16 protein-coding genes are annotated in these 17,004 nt (G+C 72.9%); 8 read left to right on the top strand and 8 right to left on the bottom strand.

Going from position 1 to position 17,004, the window contains the following annotated elements:
* Positions 1 to 6 precede the first annotated feature (6 nt).
* Entirely contained in the window at positions 7 to 897 is an 891-nt protein-coding gene (locus ACIBK3_RS01635; protein ID WP_399360743.1) for a helix-turn-helix domain-containing protein, read from the bottom strand.
* 99 nt (positions 898 to 996) lie between these two features.
* Here ACIBK3_RS01635 and ACIBK3_RS01640 point away from each other — a divergent pair, with 99 nt between their 5' ends.
* Entirely contained in the window at positions 997 to 2,727 is a 1,731-nt protein-coding gene (locus ACIBK3_RS01640; RefSeq protein WP_399360745.1) for a beta-galactosidase, read from the top strand.
* A gap of 82 nt (positions 2,728 to 2,809) precedes the next feature.
* Positions 2,810 to 3,697, top strand: coding sequence for a hypothetical protein (locus ACIBK3_RS01645; RefSeq protein ID WP_399360747.1), 888 nt, complete (start codon positions 2,810 to 2,812; stop codon positions 3,695 to 3,697).
* A 38-nt stretch (positions 3,698 to 3,735) separates the two neighbouring features.
* On the opposite strand, the gene ACIBK3_RS01650 is transcribed toward ACIBK3_RS01645, so the two are convergent.
* Positions 3,736 to 6,111 (bottom strand): FtsX-like permease family protein, encoded by a 2,376-nt coding sequence (locus ACIBK3_RS01650; RefSeq protein WP_399360749.1) that lies wholly within the window; start codon positions 6,109 to 6,111, stop codon positions 3,736 to 3,738.
* On the bottom strand, positions 6,108 to 6,800 hold the full coding sequence (locus ACIBK3_RS01655) for an ABC transporter ATP-binding protein (protein ID WP_399360751.1): 693 nt from the start codon (positions 6,798 to 6,800) through the stop codon (positions 6,108 to 6,110). The genes ACIBK3_RS01650 and ACIBK3_RS01655 overlap by 4 nt, the downstream gene beginning before the upstream one ends.
* A 223-nt stretch (positions 6,801 to 7,023) precedes the next feature.
* On the opposite strand from ACIBK3_RS01655, the gene ACIBK3_RS01660 reads away from it, so the two are divergent.
* Together ACIBK3_RS01660 and ACIBK3_RS01665 are read left to right on the top strand one after the other, a co-directional pair.
* Positions 7,024 to 8,325, top strand: a complete 1,302-nt coding sequence (locus ACIBK3_RS01660) for a sensor histidine kinase (RefSeq protein WP_399360753.1) — start codon at positions 7,024 to 7,026, stop codon at positions 8,323 to 8,325.
* The gene (locus ACIBK3_RS01665) at positions 8,310 to 9,011 is read left to right on the top strand and encodes a response regulator (protein WP_399360754.1); all 702 of its coding nucleotides are present in this window, start codon (positions 8,310 to 8,312) and stop codon (positions 9,009 to 9,011) included. The genes ACIBK3_RS01660 and ACIBK3_RS01665 overlap by 16 nt, the downstream gene beginning before the upstream one ends.
* Positions 9,012 to 9,026: 15 nt before the next feature.
* On the opposite strand, the gene ACIBK3_RS01670 is transcribed toward ACIBK3_RS01665, so the two are convergent.
* Together ACIBK3_RS01670 and ACIBK3_RS01675 are read right to left on the bottom strand one after the other, a co-directional pair.
* The gene (locus tag ACIBK3_RS01670) at positions 9,027 to 9,947 is read right to left on the bottom strand and encodes an SDR family oxidoreductase (protein ID WP_399360755.1); all 921 of its coding nucleotides are present in this window, start codon (positions 9,945 to 9,947) and stop codon (positions 9,027 to 9,029) included.
* Positions 9,948 to 9,969: 22 nt separating this feature from the next.
* A complete protein-coding gene (locus ACIBK3_RS01675) occupies positions 9,970 to 10,749 on the bottom strand; it encodes an SDR family oxidoreductase (RefSeq protein ID WP_399360757.1) in 780 nt (259 codons plus the stop codon).
* A 54-nt stretch (positions 10,750 to 10,803) separates the two neighbouring features.
* On the opposite strand from ACIBK3_RS01675, the gene ACIBK3_RS01680 reads away from it, so the two are divergent.
* From ACIBK3_RS01680 to ACIBK3_RS01695, 4 genes are read left to right on the top strand one after another with little or no spacing between them, the layout of a single operon-like run.
* Positions 10,804 to 11,637, top strand: coding sequence for an enoyl-CoA hydratase family protein (locus ACIBK3_RS01680; protein ID WP_399360759.1), 834 nt, complete (start codon positions 10,804 to 10,806; stop codon positions 11,635 to 11,637).
* On the top strand, positions 11,634 to 12,482 hold the full coding sequence (locus ACIBK3_RS01685; protein ID WP_399360761.1) for a CoA transferase subunit A: 849 nt from the start codon (positions 11,634 to 11,636) through the stop codon (positions 12,480 to 12,482). Before ACIBK3_RS01680 ends, ACIBK3_RS01685 begins: the two co-directional genes overlap by 4 nt.
* Positions 12,479 to 13,222 carry a CoA-transferase subunit beta gene (locus tag ACIBK3_RS01690; protein WP_399360763.1) on the top strand — a complete coding sequence of 248 codons (744 nt, stop codon included), beginning with the start codon at positions 12,479 to 12,481 and terminating at the stop codon, positions 13,220 to 13,222. Before ACIBK3_RS01685 ends, ACIBK3_RS01690 begins: the two co-directional genes overlap by 4 nt.
* Positions 13,222 to 14,271, top strand: a complete 1,050-nt coding sequence (locus tag ACIBK3_RS01695; protein WP_399360765.1) for an NAD(P)H-dependent flavin oxidoreductase — start codon at positions 13,222 to 13,224, stop codon at positions 14,269 to 14,271. The genes ACIBK3_RS01690 and ACIBK3_RS01695 overlap by 1 nt, the downstream gene beginning before the upstream one ends.
* A 55-nt stretch (positions 14,272 to 14,326) precedes the next feature.
* Here ACIBK3_RS01695 and ACIBK3_RS01700 read toward each other — a convergent pair whose 3' ends face one another.
* Genes ACIBK3_RS01700 through ACIBK3_RS01710 form a run of 3 tightly spaced genes read right to left on the bottom strand, consistent with a single transcriptional unit; the run spans position 14,327 to position 16,961 of the window.
* Positions 14,327 to 15,484 carry an acetyl-CoA C-acetyltransferase gene (locus ACIBK3_RS01700; protein ID WP_399360767.1) on the bottom strand — a complete coding sequence of 386 codons (1,158 nt, stop codon included), beginning with the start codon at positions 15,482 to 15,484 and terminating at the stop codon, positions 14,327 to 14,329.
* Positions 15,485 to 15,507: 23 nt separating this feature from the next.
* The gene (locus tag ACIBK3_RS01705) at positions 15,508 to 16,143 is read right to left on the bottom strand and encodes a TetR/AcrR family transcriptional regulator (RefSeq protein WP_399360769.1); all 636 of its coding nucleotides are present in this window, start codon (positions 16,141 to 16,143) and stop codon (positions 15,508 to 15,510) included.
* A 26-nt stretch (positions 16,144 to 16,169) separates the two neighbouring features.
* Positions 16,170 to 16,961 carry an SDR family oxidoreductase gene (locus ACIBK3_RS01710; protein ID WP_399360771.1) on the bottom strand — a complete coding sequence of 264 codons (792 nt, stop codon included), beginning with the start codon at positions 16,959 to 16,961 and terminating at the stop codon, positions 16,170 to 16,172.
* Between the last annotated feature and the right edge of the window lie 43 nt (positions 16,962 to 17,004).

Genomic DNA, 17,004 nt, shown 5'->3' on the forward strand with positions numbered 1-17,004 from the left:
ACCACATTACGGGGCGTGCGGGCGTTCGATCATGGGTGGATCGGCGGGGTCGGGGACCTGGTTGCTCCAGCCGCCGTGGACGGTGCGGCCCTGCTGGGCGCGGAAGCGGACGGGGGCCATGCCGACGCGGCGGGTGAACAGTCGGGAGAAGTACGCGGGGTCGTCGTAGCCGACGCGGCGGGCGACGGCGGCGACGGGCAGTTCGGTGGCGGCGAGGAGTTCCTTGGCGCGGCCGAGGCGGATGCCGAGGAGGTAGTCCTTGGGGCTGCAGCCGGCGCCGCGGCGGACGGCGGTGCGCAGTTCGGCGGGGGTCATGCCGTGCCGGGTGGCGTGGTCGGTGACGGACATGGGCAGGCACGCGTCGCGGGCGAGGGCCTTGAGGACCTGGTCGCCGTCGGGGGCGAGGTCGGCTCTGGCGCGGCGCAGGGCGACGAGGAGTTCGTGGACGGCGGCGCCGGTCTCGACTTCCAGGAGCGGGTTGTCGCGGCGGGCGGCGCGGGCGATGCGGGCGATGACGGCGCGCGGGCCGGTGGCGTCGGACAGGGGTACGACGGGCCGGCCGGGTTCGATGTAGCCGAGTTCGGTGTAGGTGGCGGTGGCGGGTCCGGAGAAGTCGACGAAGCCCTCGTCCCAGCCGGCGTCCGGGTCGGGTGCGTAGTGGTGGGGGACGCCGGGGGTGAGCCACAGCAGGGCGGGCGCGGTGACGGTGGTGCGGCGGCCGTCGGGGTTCAGGTACCAGCCGGTGCCGGTGGTGATCACGACGGCGACGTGGTGGTCGAGGGTGCGGGGGCCGACGGTGGGCAGGGCGCCGTACTGGAGGCCGACGCCGAGGCAGACGAGGCCGAGCCGGTGGTGGGCGGGGCCGGGCGTGAAGAACCGCATCCAGGTGTGGTACATCGGCGATTCTCCCTGCGTGTCCGGGCCGCCGCCTGAGTCCAAGCAGGGCCGATCTTTGTCCATGGACGGTGATCGCCGCCAGGGGTGAGGGTGGGGCGCATGAGTGAGTTCAGGGTGGGGGACGCGGACTTTCTGCTGGACGGGCGGCCGGTGCGGCTGCTGTCCGGGGCGCTGCACTACTTCCGGGTGCCCGAGGCGTTGTGGGGGCACCGGCTGGCGATGCTGCGGGCGATGGGCCTCAACTGTGTGGAGACGTACGTGCCGTGGAATCTGCACGAACCGCGTCCGGGCGGCTTCCGGGACGTGGAGGCGTTGGGGCGGTTCCTGGACGCGGCCTGGGAGGCGGGGCTGTGGGCGATCGTGCGGCCGGGGCCGTACATCTGCGCGGAGTGGGAGAACGGGGGTCTTCCGCACTGGTTGCCGGGGCGTCCGCGCACCAGCGACGAGCGTTTTCTGCGGCCCGTGGAGCGCTGGTTCCGGCGGTTGCTGGGGGAGGTCGTACCCCGGCAGATCGACCGGGGCGGGCCGGTGCTGATGGTGCAGGTCGAGAACGAGTACGGCAGTTACGGCTCGGACGCCCGCTATCTGGAGCACCTGGCCGGTCTGCTGCGCGCGGAGGGTGTCGCCGTACCGCTGGTCACCTCGGACGGTGCGGAGGACCACATGCTCACCGGCGGTTCGCTGCCCGGGGTGCTCGCCACGGTGAACTTCGGCTCCCACGCGCGCGGGGCGTTCGAGACGCTGCGCCGGCATCGCGGTACGGGGCCGCTGATGTGCATGGAGTTCTGGTGCGGCTGGTTCGATCACTGGGGCGGCGAGCACACCGTACGGGATGCGCGGGAGGCCGCGGCGGCGCTGCGGGAGATCCTTCAGTGCGGGGCCTCGGTGAACCTGTACATGGCGCACGGGGGGACGGCCTTCGGCGGCTGGGCGGGGGCCAACCGGGGCGGTGAGCTGCATGAGGGGCCGCTGGAGCCGGACGTGACGTCGTACGACTACGGTGCGCCGGTCGACGAGTTCGGTCACCCGACGGAGAAGTTCTGGCGTTTCCGCGAGGTCCTCGCCCAGTACGCCGACGGTCCGCTGCCCGCTCCCCCTGCCCCGCCGCCGGCGTTGGCCGCGCCGGCCGAGGTGGCCCTGACGGGCTGGGCGCCCCTGGCCGCCGTACTCGACGTCCTCGGCGGCCCGCAGGTCTCGGCTCCTGTGCCGCCGACCTTCGAGGAGCTGGACGTCGACCGGGGGGTGGTGCGCTACGAGGTGAGCGTGCCGGGGCCGCGGCGGCCCTATCCGCTGGCGGTGCGCGGGCTGCGGGATCTGGCGGTGGTGTACGTCGACGGGCGGCGGGCGGGGACGCTCACCGAGGTGGACGACCGCTTGGAGGAGCCTGTCGCCGGGCACGCGCGCGTGGAGCTGTGGGTGGAGTCCCTGGGGAGGGTCAACTACGGGCCGCGGACCGGGGAACCGAAGGGGATCACCGGGGGGCTGCTGCACGAGCGGCAGTATCTGCACGGGGTCCGCGCGCGGGGGCTGCGGCTGGACGCGCTGGACGACGTCGCGCCGGTCGCGTTCGGGGCGCTCGCCGGGGACGGCGGCCCGGGTCTGTACCGGGGGACGGTCACGGTCACCGGCGCCGGGGACGCCTGCCTGGAGCTGCCGGGCTGGACGCGCGGCTTCGTGTGGATCAACGGTTTCAACCTGGGCCGCTACTGGTCGGTGGGCCCGCAGAGGTCGTTGTACGTGCCGGGGCCGGTGCTGCGGGAGGGCGTGAACGACGTGTGGGTGCTGGAGTTCGAGGAGGCGGCGCTCGGGCCTCGTCTCAAAGCCCGGTGACGGGACCGGCACGGTCATGTCGGTCATCGCCGCGTCCCCGTAGAGTGGAATCGGGTTCAGGGCGTCTTGGGGGTACACGGGCGTGGCGAACGACGGACCGGTCGAGCACGGCTACCCGCACCTGGAGACGGTACGGGCCGCCATCACCGCGCTGTACAAGCGGTTGTCGTACGACACCGTCCAGACGTTCGCGGCCAGTGTGGCCCCCGTCGACGTGGCGTTCTGCGACACCGACGACCTGTATCTGGGGGCGCAGCGGGTGGCGCGTGAGCTGGTGCGGCACTACCGGCTGCCGGACGCCCGGATGGTGGTGAGTTTCCGCGAGATGACGCACGCGGCGAACGTCGAGCTCACCGCCGGGCCGGAGTACTTCATCGAGCTGAACGACCGGTTCCGCACCCACCGCCGGGACATCGGCGCGGCCCTCGCGCACGAGGTGATGCACGTCTATCTGCACCGTCTGGACCTCGCCTTCCCCGGCACCCGCGAGAACGAGATCCTCACCGACACGGCGACGACCTACCTGGGCGCGGGGTGGCTGCTCCTGGACGCTTACCGGGAGGACGCGGCGTCCTCGCAGAAGCTGGGGTACCTCACCCCGGAGGAGTTCGGGTACGTCCTCGCCAAGCGGGCCCTGGTCTTCGGTGAGGACCCCTCGGTGTGGTTCACCAGCCCGCAGGCCTACACGGCGTATGTGAAGGGCATGGCGCGGGCCCGGGAGGACGAACAGCAGCCTCCGCTGACGGCGGCCGGGTGGGCGGGCCGGCGCCGCTATGCCCGCGACCGCCGGCACGGGGCCGGCCCCGGTCCGCAGCCCGGCGTCCCGTACGCCTTCACCCCCGACGCGGGCGGCCGGCTGCGGGTGTCCTTCCCCTGCCCGACCTGTCATCAGCGGATCAGGGTGCCGGTGCGGGGCCGGGTCCGGGCGCGGTGCGCGCTGTGCCGGACGGTGCTGGAGTGCGACACCTGAGCGGACGGCACACGTCGGGCGGTGTGGGAGGCGGGCGCCTATTCCGTGCGCAGAGCGGTCGCCGTACGCGCCCGGGCCGCCCAGCCCGCCGGCAGCAGCGCGCCCAGCACGGCGATGGCGATGCCGGCCAGCCCCAGCAGCACCAGCCGCGGCATGTCGTACACGTCGAGGACCGACGGCGGCAGTTCGGTGCCGACGGCGTGCCCCATCACCGGGAGCACATAGGCGTGCAGTGCGAATCCGGCCGGGACGCCGACCAGTCCGCCGAGCAGGCCGATCCCGGTCACCGAGGCGAGGACGAGGCTCACGGTCTGCCGCGGTGTCATGCCCAGGGCCTTGCACACGCCCAGGTCGTGGACGCGTTCGCGGGTGTCGAGGACGACGGAGTTGAGCACGCCGAGGCCCGCCACGGACACCAGCATGAGGGTGAGCAGCACGGCCATCGCGTTCAGGACGAGAACGAGATTGCCCTGCTGGGAAGGGGAGTTGGCGATCGCGTCAGCGCCCAGAGGATGAACGGTCGCGTCCAGTTCCCGGGCGTACTCGCCGGCCGGGACGCCCGCTTCCACCTCGACGAGGAACACGGCGGGTTCCACGGTCGGGAAGTCGGCGAGGTTCGCGTGGATCTCCAGTTCGTCGTCCGAGGTGTCGAAGGCCTCGCCCACGATGCGCAGGTTCCGCGGCTGCCCCTGGTAGGTCACCTGGACCGTGTCGCCGATCTCGGTGCCGGTCTTGTCCAGGAAGCGGGAGGGGACGACCACCTGGCCACGACCGGTGATCCAGCGGCCGGAGATCATCTCGTAGCCGCCGGTACGGGAGTCGCCCTGGTAGAGGGTCGCCCGGACGGTGCCGGAGACGCCGCCGACGGTGACATCCGCCTGGGCCTTGCCGTAGGAGGAGGCCGTGCCGTCCTGCGCGGCGATGGCGGCACGCACGCGTGCCGGGTCGGCGGCCGCGCGCTGAGGCGTGCCCGCCGCGGGAGGGGGGCCGTGCGTGGCGTCCGGTCCGGCGCCGGTGACGACGCTGACCGCCGCCCGGTTCTCGGGGTCCTGTGCCTCGCCGACCGCGTTCAGGGACGAGGTCAGGCCCGTCGCGAAGGTGGCCGCGACGGTGCCGAAGGCCACCGCGAGGAGCATCGCGGCCGTACGGACCGGGTGGGCGAAGGGGGTGGCGAGTCCGTAGGTCATCGCGCGGGGCAGCGGCAGCCGGCCCGCCGCCCGGTGCGCCCACTGGCCGCGTCCGGTGCGGGGCGCGCGGCCGACCGCGATGGCCTCGACGGTGCGCAGCCGCCCGGCCCGCAGCGCGGGGACCAGTGCCGCGATCCCCACGACGAGCAGGGCGGCGGCCGGTACGACGACGTCCACCCACCAGGCCACCGTCAGCGAGGCGGTGCCGTACACCTGCTCGGTGTCGTCCAGGAGCGGTACGGCCAGCAGGTTGCCGAGGACGACTCCGAGTGCGATGCCCGCTCCGGCCGGGATCAGGGCCTGGGCCACGTAGGCGCGGACGACTTCGCGCGGGGTGAAGCCGATGGCCTTGAGGATGCCGATCCTGCGCAGGCTGGTGCCGACGGCGCCGCTGACCACACTGCCGACGATGATCACCGACATCGCGATGCCGAGGGCGCCGAACGCCATCAGGAAGGGGATGGTGGGCGCCGCGCCGGCGTCGGCGGAGCGCTTGGTCTCCAGATAGGACCGGGTGCCCAGGAGCGCCCCCTTCGGTACGGCGGCGCTGAGCTTCTCGCGGGCTGCGGCGAGCCGTCCGCCGGTGTCCGCGGAGTCGAAGCGGTAGAGCATCTGGGTGTCGACCGGGGTGTCCTTCGACGCGAGGGCTTTTACCTGTGCGGGAGTTGCCCAGGCGTCGGCCGTCCGGCTGGCCGAGACGGCGAAGCCGACGACGGTCAGGGTCGGGGCGTCGGCGGCGTCCGAGGTTCTGAGCGTGGCGCCGAGCGTGAAGGCGGGGCCGGCGAACTGCTGGGTGAGCACGATCTCGCCGGGCTTCGTCGCCCAGCGGCCGGCGGACAGGTCCAGGTCGTCCACGTCGGCGTGCGGGGCGGAACGCCCGGCCAGGGTGAGGGGCGGCTGCAGGTGACCGCCGCCCGCGTCCACCGCGTGGATCGTGGTGACGGGGTACGGTCCCGCGGTCGCGGTGACGCCGTCCAGCCGGCCGGTGGCGTCGAGTTGTTCCGTGCTCGTCTTCGCCGGGTCGTACTCCGCGGTGAGGTGGGCGCCGTTCTGCCGGGCGAAGGCGCGGTCGAAGGGCGCGTCCGCGGCGACCATCAGCGATCCGGCGACCACGGCCGAGGCCACGGCCATCATGACGGCCACGGCGATCACCAGGGTCTGCACCCGCCGCCGGCCCACTCCGGAGCGGACGACGCGGGCGAGGGCCCCGCCGCCGAAGCCGCTCATCGGACGGCCTCCACCGCGGTGTCGAGGGCGAGGTGACCGTCGACCAGGTGGATCGTGCGGCTCGCGCAGGCCCGGGCCAGCGCGAGGTCGTGGGTGACCAGCACGATGGTCTGGCCGCCGCGGTGCAGATCGACCAGCAGGTCCCGTACGTCCTGGCCGGACGCGGTGTCGAGGGCTCCGGTGGGCTCGTCGGCGAGCAGCAGGGCGGGCCGGTTGACCAGGGCGCGGGCGACCGCGACTCGCTGGCGTTCGCCGCCGGAGAGGCGGCCGGGGTAGGCGCGGGCGTGCCTGTGGATGCCGAGCACCTCCATGAGCTCGCCGGCGCGGGTGGCGGTCCGGCGCCGGGCGGTGCCGGACAGTTGGGCGGGGAGCTGGATGTTGTCGGTGACAGTGAGGTCGTCGAGCAGGTTGAAGAACTGGAAGACCATGCCGATCCGTTCACGGCGGAAGCGGGCCAGCGCGTGCTCGCTCAGCCGGTCGATCCGCTGTCCGTCGACGGTCACCGTGCCCTCGGTCGGCCGGTCCAGGCCGGCGACGAGGTTGAGCAGCGTGGACTTTCCGCTGCCGGAGGGGCCCGTGACGGCGAGGGCCTCGCCCTGTGCGACGGCGAGGTCGAGCGGTCCGAGCGCGGGTGCGCCGGCACCGTCGTAGCGCTTGACCACGCCCGCCAGTTCGATCACATGGGTCATGGGGATTGTCCGTCCTTACGGTCGCTCGTGCCCGGTCGGGTCCCGGCGAACGTAGGGCCGGGCGCTCGCCGGGCGCGTCGGCCGGGGCACCGACATGCGGCCGTCCCTGCGGAGGACGCGGTCGCCGGGTCATCCCCGCGGCGTACGCCCGTGGGACGGTGTGCCGGGCATCCTGGTCGTCCAGGCGGACGCGGCCGGGGCGCATCGGCCACACAATGAGCCGATGGAGACGGAGGAGCGGCCCGGCTGGCGCCGGCACCTGCGGGACGCGCTGCGGCCGGAGGCGAAGGGGGCCCCGCTGCCGCGGCGGGCGGTGCGGGCCGATGTGGTGCTGGCGGTCGTCCTGACCGTGGTGGCGCTGGTGGTGGCGGCGCGGTACCCCGGTGACGGGCCGGTGTTCGTCGTGCCGAGGGACGCGTACGGGGTGCCCATCCCTCCCACTCCCCCGGTGCCGGGTGAGCACGTCGCGGCGGAGCCGGCCTCCGCGCCGCCCTGGCCGCTGGTGCTGCTGTCGGCACTGCCGCTCGCGGCCCGGCGCCGGTATCCGCTGGCCGTGTTCGCGGTGGTGCTGGCCGCGGCGCTGGGCATCGGGGACCGGGCCACCTGGATCACTGTGCTGACCTGTGTCATCGGCGCCTACAGCGCGGTGAAGCACAGCCGGTACCGGGCGCCGGCGATGGCCTGCCTGGTCGTGGCCTCCGTGCTCGCCGGCCTCGCGTTCCGGCGGACGGATCCGGTGCTGCCGGGCTGGTCGAGTCCCGTGGTCGTCCTGCTGGTCGCCGGTGTGCTGGCCGGGACCGTCCGCCACTGGCAGCGGCGCCTGGCGGCCGGCCGGGACCGGTTCGCCGAGTTGCAGCAGGCGCAGGAGGAGGGCATGCGCCGGGCCGTCGAGGAGGAACGGGCCCGGATCGCCGCCGAGTTGCACGACGTGGTGACTCACAATGTGAGCGTGATGGTCATCCAGGCGGGCGCGGCCCGCAAGGTGATGGACGCGGCACCGGAGCGCTCCAAGGAGGCGCTGCTCGCGGTGGAGGCCGGCGGGCGGGCCGCGATGGCCGAACTGCGCCATGTGATGGGCTTGTTGGCGGCCCCGGACCTCGGCCGCGAGAATGGTCCGGCCGACGGGCTGGAGCCGCAGCCGGGTCTCGGACAGCTCGACGCGCTGATCGAGCGGGTGCGTGCCGCGGGGACTCCGGTCGGGGTCGCGGTGTCGCTGCCGCCGCAGCCGCTGCCGCCCGGCGTGGACCTGGCGGCGTACCGCGTGGTGCAGGAGGCACTGACCAACACGATCAAGCACGCGCCCGGCGCGAGGGCCGCCGTGACGATCGGGTACGCCGAGAACCGGCTGGAGATCGAGATCACCGACACCGGCACCACCCGCACCGCCGCGTCCGCCGACGGCAACGGCCGCGGACTGATCGGACTGCGCGAACGGCTCGCGGTCTACGACGGCAGGCTTACGGCCGGCCCGACCCTCACCGGCGGCTACCGCGTCACGGCCCGGGTCCCGTGGCGGACGACGTGAACCGGCCGGAGCTGCGCGCGGTCATCGCCGACGACCAGGCACTCGTACGGACCGGTTTCGGGATGATCCTGGCCGCGGACGGCATCGAGGTGACGGCCGAGGCCGCCGACGGGGCGGAGGCGGTGGCCGCGGTCCGGCGCACCCGGCCCGACGTGGTCCTCATGGACATCCGGATGCCCCACATGGACGGCATCGAGGCCACCCGGCGGATCCTCGCCGACAGCGACCCGGCCGGGCCGCGCGTCATCATCCTGACCACCTACGACCTCGACCACTACGTGTACGCCGCGCTCACCGCCGGGGCCAGCGGTTTCCTGCTCAAGGACGTCACCCCCGAGCACCTGGTGGCCGCCGTACGGCTCGTGCGGTCGGGCGACGCGCTTCTCGCCCCCACGATCACCCGACGCCTGATCGAACGCTTCGCCCACCGCGAGGAGGACCGGCCGGCCGCTCTCCACCGCGACCTGTCCGGCCTGACCCCGCGCGAACTGGAGGTGCTGCGGCTGCTCGCGACGGGCCTGAGCAACGCGGAGCTCGCGGACCGGCTGTTCCTCAGCCCGACCACGGTCAAGACCCACATCGGCCGCATCCTGTCGAAGCTGGACCTGCGGGACCGCGTCCAGGCGGTGGTCCTCGCCTATGAGACGGGACTGGTCGCGCCCGGGGATCCGACGGAACAGGACTGAAAGACGGAACAGGACTCACAAGGACGACTGCCCCGCCCCGTACACCGCCCCCGGGGCCTCCGCCCGCGCCAGCAGCTTCAGTGCCGTCTCCCCCGCCTCGACCGGGCTCCACCGTGCACCCTTGTCGGCGCTCGGGCCCGGCCGCCAGCCCTCCATGACCGTGATCCGGCCGCCCTCCGCCTCGAAGACGCGCCCGGTGACGCCGGCGCTCGCCCCCGAGCCCAGCCAGACCACCAGCGGCGAGACGTTCTCCGGGGCCATCGCGTCGAAGCCGGTGTCGGGGGCGGTCATGGTCTCGGCGAAGGTGCGTTCCGTCATCCGGGTGCGGGCCGCGGGCGCGATCGCGTTGACGTGGACGCCGTAGCGGCGCAGTTCGGCGGCCGCGACCAGGGTCAGAGCGATGATCCCGGCCTTCGCGGCGCTGTAGTTCCCCTGCCCCACCGAGCCCAGCAGGCCCGCGCCGCTGCTGGTGTTGACGATCCGCGCGGCAGGGGTCCGCCCGGCCTTCGTCTCCGCCCGCCAGTGCGCCGCGGCGTGCTTCAGCGGCAGGAAGTGGCCTTTGAGGTGGACGCGGAGGACCGCGTCCCACTCGTCCTCGTCGAGGTTGACGAGCATGCGGTCGCGCAGGAAGCCGGCGTTGTTGACGAGGGTGTCGAGACGGCCGTACGTCTCCACGGCGGTCCGGATCAGGGCGGCGGCGCCCTCACTCGTGGCGATGTCGCCGCCGTGGGCGACCGCCTCGCCGCCCGCCGCGCGGATCTGCGCGGCCACCCGTTCGGCGGGGCTGTCGGCGCCGGGGGTGCCGTCGAGGCCGACGCCGAGGTCGTTGACGACGAGCCGGGCGCCCTCGGCGGCGAACGCGAGGGCGTGGGCGCGGCCGAGTCCGCGGCCCGCGCCGGTGATCACGACGACCCGTCCGTCACAGAGTCCGCTCATGGCCTGCCTCCTTGTCGGCGGTTCAGTCGGTGGTTTTGTCGGTGGTTTTGTCGGCGGTCTCGTTGGTGGTCCTGTTCGCGGTCGCGGCGTCCAGGAACGCGGGCCGCTCGCCGCCGCCGTGGACGAGCAGGCCGGCTCCGGTGATGTAGGCGGCGGCGTCGGAGGCGAGGAAGACCGCCGCGGCGCCGACGTCGGACGGGTCCGCGAGGCGGCCGAGGGGGACGGTGCGGGCGACGGCGGCGATGCCGTCCTCGTCGCCGTAGTGGAGGTGGGAGGACTCCGTGCGGACCATGCCGACGACGAGGGTGTTGACGCGGACCTCGGGCGCCCATTCCACGGCCATCGAGCGGGCGAGGTTCTCCAGGCCCGCCTTGGCCGCCCCGTACGCGGCCGAGCCGGGCGAGGGGCGGCTGCCGCTGACACTGCCGATCATGACGATGGAACCCCGGGTCCGTTTCAGGTGCTCGTACGCGGCGAGCGAGGCGGTCAGCGGGGCGAGGAGATTGAGTTCGACGACCCGGGCGTGGCGTTCGGCGTCCGCGTCGGCGAGGAGCCGGTAGGGGGCGCCGCCCGCGTTGTTGACGAGGACGTCGAGGCGGGGCAGGGCGGCGAAGAAGTCCCGTACGGCGGGCGGGTCGCGCAGGTCGACGGAGACGAACTCGGTTCCCCCGACGGGCTCTTCGGGCGGTCTGCGCGCGCAGACCACGACCTCGGCGCCGGCCGCGACGAAGGCCCGCGCGATGCCGGCGCCGACGCCGCGGGTGCCGCCCGTGACGACCGCGACCTTCCCGTTCAGCTCCATTCGCCGCTACCCTTCACCTAACAAACGTTTGGTGGAAAGGTAGCTGATGCGCCCATGGGTGTCTCCACCTCGTCCCCGGAAAAGGGGATTTCCGTCTCGTCCCCGGCCGACGGGATCCGCGTCGTCACCGTCGACGTCCCGCCGGTGAACGCGCTGCCGGTGCGCGGCTGGTTCGCGCTCGCCGACGCCGTGCGCGCGGCCGGCCGGGACAGTGGGGTGCGCTGTGTGGTGCTGGCCGCCGAGGGGCGGGGGTTCAACGCGGGCGTGGACATCAAGGAGATCCAGACGCGGGGGCGGGGCGCGCTGGTCGGCGCCAACCGCGGCTGCTTCGAGGCCTTCGCGGCGGTGTACGAGTGCGAGGTGCCCGTGGTGGCGGCGGTGCAGGGCTTCTGTCTGGGCGGCGGGATCGGACTGGTGGGCAACGCGGACGCGATCGTCGCGAGCGAGGACGCCGTCTTCGGGCTGCCCGAGCTGGACCGGGGGGCACTGGGCGCCGCCACCCATCTGGCCCGGCTGGTCCCGCAGCATCTGATGCGCACCCTGTACTACACCTCGCGCACGGTCAGCGCGGCCGAGCTGCGGGCGCACGGGTCGGTGTGGCGGGTGGTGCCGCGCCCGGAACTGGAGTCAGCTGCCCTGGAGTTGGCCCGGGATATCGCCGCCAAGGACGGGGAGCTGATCCGGCTGGCCAAGGCCGCCCTCAACGGCATCGACCCGGTGGACGTGCGCCGCAGCTACCGCTTCGAACAGGGCTTCACCTTCGAGGCCAACCTGACCGGGGTGGCCGACCGGGTGCGCGACGACTTCGGCAAGGACGACTTCGACAGGAGCAACCTCGACAGGGACGACTTCCGCAGAGGCGACTTCGGCAAGGAGGCCACCGAGTGAGCGACAAGACCATGTCGGCCGAGGAGGCCGTCGGTCGCCTGGAGAGCGGCATGACCCTCGGCATCGGTGGCTGGGGTTCCCGGCGCAAGCCGATGGCGCTGGTCAGAGCGCTGCTCCGGTCCGACGTCACCGACCTCACGGTCATCTCGTACGGCGGTCCGGACGTCGGCATGCTGGCCGCGGCCGGCCGGATCCGCAAGCTGGTCACCGCGTTCGTCACCCTCGACTCCATCCCCCTGGAACCGCACTACCGGGCGGTCCGCGAGCGCGGCGCCCTCGACCTCATGGAGATCGACGAGGCGATGTTCCTGTGGGGGCTGCGGGCGGCGGCGAACCGGCTGCCGTTCCTGCCGGTGCGGGCCGGGATCGGTTCGGACGTGATGCGGGTCAACCCCGGCCTGCGGACGGTGACATCGCCGTACGAGGACGGGGAGACGTTCGTCGCGATGCCCGCGCTGCGGATGGACGCCGCACTGGTGCACGTCAGCCGCGCGGACCGGCGGGGCAACGGCCAGTACCTGGGCCCGGACCCGTACTTCGACGACCTGTTCTGCGAGGCCGCCGACACCGCGTACGTCTCCTGCGAGCGGATCGTGGACACGCCCGAACTGACCAAGGAGGCCGCCCCGCAAAGCCTGCTGATCAAACGGCACACGGTCACGGGGGTGGTTCAGGCCCCGAACGGCGCCCACTTCACGTCCTGCGCGCCCGACTACGGGCGGGACGAGGCGTTCCAGAAGCGGTACGCGAGCACGCCGTGGGATCAGTTCGCGGCGCGGTTCCTCGACGGGGACGAGCAGGCCTATCAGTCGGCTGTCAGGTCGGCCGCCGGGGAGACGACATGAGTGCCGTCAGCCGCGCCGAGTACTGCGTGATCGCGTGCGCCGAGGCCTGGCGGGACGCGGGTGAGATCCTCGCCAGCCCCATGGGCCTGATCCCGTCCGTCGGCGCCCGCCTGGCCCGTCACACCTTCGCACCGGACCTCCTGCTGACCGACGGCGAGGCGATGCTCGTCGCCCCGGACGGCACCGTCGAGGGCTGGCTGCCCTACCGCCAGCACCTCACCCTGGTCACCGGCGGTCGGCGGCACGTGATGATGGGTGCGAGCCAGATCGACCGGTACGGCAACCAGAACATCTCCTGCATCGGCGACTGGGCGAGGCCGAAACGGCAGTTGCTGGGGGTGCGGGGAGCCTCCGTCAACACCCTCAACAACCCGACCAGTTACTGGATCCCGCGGCATTCCCGGCGGGTCTTCGTCGAACGCGTCGACGTGGTGTGCGGGGTGGGGTACGACCGTGCCGCCGAGCATCCGGGGACGGCCCGCTTCCACCGCGTCCCCCGGGTCGTCTCCGACCTCGGCGTCTTCGACTTCGCCACCCCGGACCACTCGATGCGGCTGGCCTCGCTGCACCCGGGCGTCACCGTGGACCAGGTCAGGGAGGCGACCGGCTTCGAGCTGACCGTGCCGGACGAGGTGCCGTACACCCGTGAACCGACGGAGCGGGAGCTGGAGTTGATCCGCGAGGTGATCGATCCGGGGAGAACCCGGGCCCGTGAGGTGCCGGATCGGGAGGCAGGCTGATGGAGACCCCGCTCACCCGGCTGGCAGGCGTCCGCCACCCGCTCGTGCAGACCGGGATGGGCTGGGTCGCGGGCCCGCGCCTGGTCTCCGCGACGGCGAACGCCGGGGCGCTGGGCATCCTGGCCTCCGCGACGATGACCCTCGGCCAGTTGCGCGAGGCGATCCGCGAGGTGAGGTCCCGTACCAACGCGCCCTTCGGGGTCAACCTGCGGGCCGACGCGGCCGACGCCGGCGACCGGGTGCGGATCATGATCGAGGAGGGGGTGCGGGTGGCGTCCTTCGCCCTCGCGCCCTCCCCCGGCCTGATCGCCGAGCTCAAGGAGGCGGGCGTCGTCGTCATCCCGTCCGTCGGCGCCCGCCGGCACGCCGAGAAGGTCGCCGCGTGGGGCGCGGACGCGGTGATCGTGCAGGGCGGCGAGGGCGGCGGGCACACCGGGGACGTGGCGACGACCGTGCTGTTGCCGCAGGTGGTGGACGCGGTGGACATCCCGGTCGTGGCGGCGGGCGGCTTCTTCGACGGACGGGGCCTGGTCGCCGCGCTGGCCTACGGGGCGGCCGGCGTGGCCATGGGCACGCGGTTCCTGCTCACCTCGGACTCGACGGTCCCGGACGCGGTGAAGGCACGGTATCTGGCGGCGACGGTCAGGGACGTCACGGTGACACGGGCCGTGGACGGTCTGCCGCACCGCATGCTGCGCACGGAACTGGTCGACGTCCTGGAATCCTCCGGCCGTGCCCGAACCCTGCTGCACTCCGTCCGCCGGGCGGCCGGCTTCCGCCGGCTCTCCGGACTCACCTGGCGGCAACTGGTCCGCGACGGCCTCGCCATGAAGCACGGCAAGGACCTGACGTGGAGCCAGGTGCTGCTCGCCGCGAACACGCCGATGCTGCTCAGGTCGGCGATGGTGGACGGCCGTACGGATCTCGGAGTGATGGCCTCCGGGCAGGTCGCCGGGGTGATCGACGACCTGCCGTCGTGCGCGGAGCTGGTGGAACGGATCATGAAGGACGCGGAGGAGACGCGGGCACGGCTGAGCACCGCTCCCTGAGCGTCACAGCCGCGGACTCCGTTGCCGGAGCGCGGCCGACCCCTCGCCCCGCTCCTCACACCCTCTCGATGACCGTCACGTTCGCCTGCCCGCCGCCCTCGCACATCGTTTGCAGCCCGTACCGGCCGCCGGTCCGCTCCAGTTCGTGCAGCAGGGTGGTCATGAGTTTGACGCCGGTCGCTCCCAGCGGATGCCCGAGCGCGATCGCGCCGCCGTTGACGTTGACCTTGTCGGGGTCCGCGCCGGTCTCCTTAAGCCAGGCCAGGACGACCGGGGCGAAGGCCTCGTTGATCTCGACGAGGTCGATGTCGTCGAGGGTGAGCCCGGTCTTCTTCAGGGCGTGGGCGGTGGCCGGTATCGGGGCGGTCAGCATGCGGATGGGGTCCTCACCGCGTACGGAGAGGTGGTGCACGCGCGCGCGGGGCCGCAGCCCGTGTTCGCGCACGGCCCGCTCGGAGACCAGCAGCATGGCCGCCGCCCCGTCGGAGACCTGCGAGGAGCAGGCCGCGGTGACCGTGCCGCCGTCGATGACCGGCTTCAGCCCGGCCATCTTCTCCAGCGAGGTGTCCCGGCGCGGACCCTCGTCGACGGCGACCTGACCGTACGCCACGATCTCCCGCTCGAAGCGTCCCTCGTCGATGGCCCGCAGCGCCCGCCGGTGCGAGCGCAGCGCGAACTCCTCCTGGTCCTGCCTGCTGATGCCCCACTTCCCGGCGATCATCTCGGCGCCGACGAACTGGTTCACCGCCCGGTCCCCGTACCGCGCCCGCCAGCCCTCGCTGCCCGCGAACGGGCCCTGCGTGAAGCCGAGGGGCTCGGCGGCCTGCCGGGTCGCGAAGGCGATCGGGATCTGGGACATGTTCTGCACCCCGCCCGCGACCACCATGTCCTGCGTCCCGGACAGCACGGCCTGCGCGGCGAAGTGCACGGCCTGCTGCGAGGACCCGCACTGCCGGTCCACCGTCACGCCGGGCACCTCCTCGGGCAGCCCGGCCGCCAGCCAGCAGGTCCGCGCGATGTCCCCGGCCTGCGGCCCCACGGCGTCCAGACAGCCGAAGACGACGTCCTCGACGGCGGCCGGATCGACCCCGGCCCGCGCGACCAGCTCCTTCAGCACGTGCGCGCCGAGATCGGCCGGGTGGACGGCGCTCAGTCCTCCCCCGCGCCGCCCGACGGGCGTACGGACCGCTTCGACGATGTAGGCCTCGGCCATGACAACTCCCTCACAGGAAAGGGCTATTCGCGTACGGCGATCCCGTCCAGCACCATCGACAGGTACTGCCGGGCGATCTCCTCCGGGCTGTGCTGTCCGCCGGGCCGGTACCAGGACGCGGCGACCCACACCGTGTCGCGCACGAACCGGTAGGTGAGCCTCACGTCGAGGTCGGACCGGAACACCAAGGCTGCGACCCCGCGCTCCAGCGTGGACAGCCACGCCTTCTCGAACTTGCGCTGCGACTCGGCGAGGAACGCGAACCGTTCCTGCGCGACGAGCTGCTTGCTCTCCTTCTGGTAGATCGCGACGGCGGCGCGGTGCCGGTCGATCTCCCGGAACGACTCGGTGACCAGGGATTCGAGGGTCTCGCGGGGGCCGAGTTCGGCGCCCAGGACGGTGTCGTAGCCGTCCCAGAGCTCGTCGAGGAAGGTCCGCAGGATCTCCTCCAGCATCGATTCCTTGGAGTCGAAGTGGTAGTACAGGCTGCCCGCGAGCATGCCCGCGTGGTCCGCGATCCTGCGTACGGTGGTGGCGTTGTAGCCCTGCTCGGCGAAGACCTCGGCGGCGGTGTCGAGGAGTTCGCGCCGACGATCGCGAGCGGTGGCGGCCGCGGGGGGCTCGGTAGCGTTCACCTGGGGCTTCTTCTTCGTAGGCACGGATCCATTGTCGGCTGCTCCGGTCGTCAGGCGTGCTGGCTGCTGACGGAGACGGTCTCGCCCGTCATGTACGAGGAGTAGCCCGAGGCCAGGAACACGATCACGTTGGCCACCTCCCACGGCTCGGCGTACCGCCCGAAGGCCTCGCGCGCGGTCAGCTCCTCCAGCAGTTCGGGGGAAGTGACCTTCACCAGGTGCGGATGCATGGCAAGGCTCGGCGAGACGGCGTTCACCCGCACCCTGTACCCGGCCGCCTCGATCGCCGCGCACCGGGTCAGCGCCATCACGCCCGCCTTGGCGGCGGCGTAGTGCGCCTGCCCGGCCTGGGCGCGCCAGCCGACGACGGAGGCGTTGTTGACGATCACGCCGCCGTCCGGGCTCGCGCGAAACCATCGCAGCGCCGCGCGCGTGCACCGGAAGGTGCCGTTCAGCGTCACGTCCAGTACCCGGGTCCACTGCTCGTCGGTCATGTCGACGAGTTCCGAAGTCCCGCCCAGACCGGCGTTGTTGACCACGATGTCGAGGCGTCCGTGCTCGCGCACCGCCGTGTCGAACAGTGCCCGCACCTGGCCCTCGTCGGTGACGTCGCACGGCACCGCGCCGACCGCGTCGGTCCCGAACTCCCCGGCCAGCTCGGCCTCGTACTCCTTGAGCCGTCGCGCGTGCGCGTCGCTGATCAGCACGCGCGCGCCCTCCTCCAGGAAGCGGCGGGCGGTCGCCCCGCCGATCCCGGCGCCCGCGGCGGCCGTGACGACCGCGGTACGCCCGCTCAGCAGCCCGTGTCCGGGCACGTACGCCGGACTCTCGACGCCTGTCATAGGGCCACGCTAACCTACCAAACACTTGTTAGGGAAGGATCGC

This window comes from Streptomyces sp. NPDC050287, assembly GCF_044459385.1.
Lineage (GTDB): Bacteria > Actinomycetota > Actinomycetes > Streptomycetales > Streptomycetaceae > Streptomyces.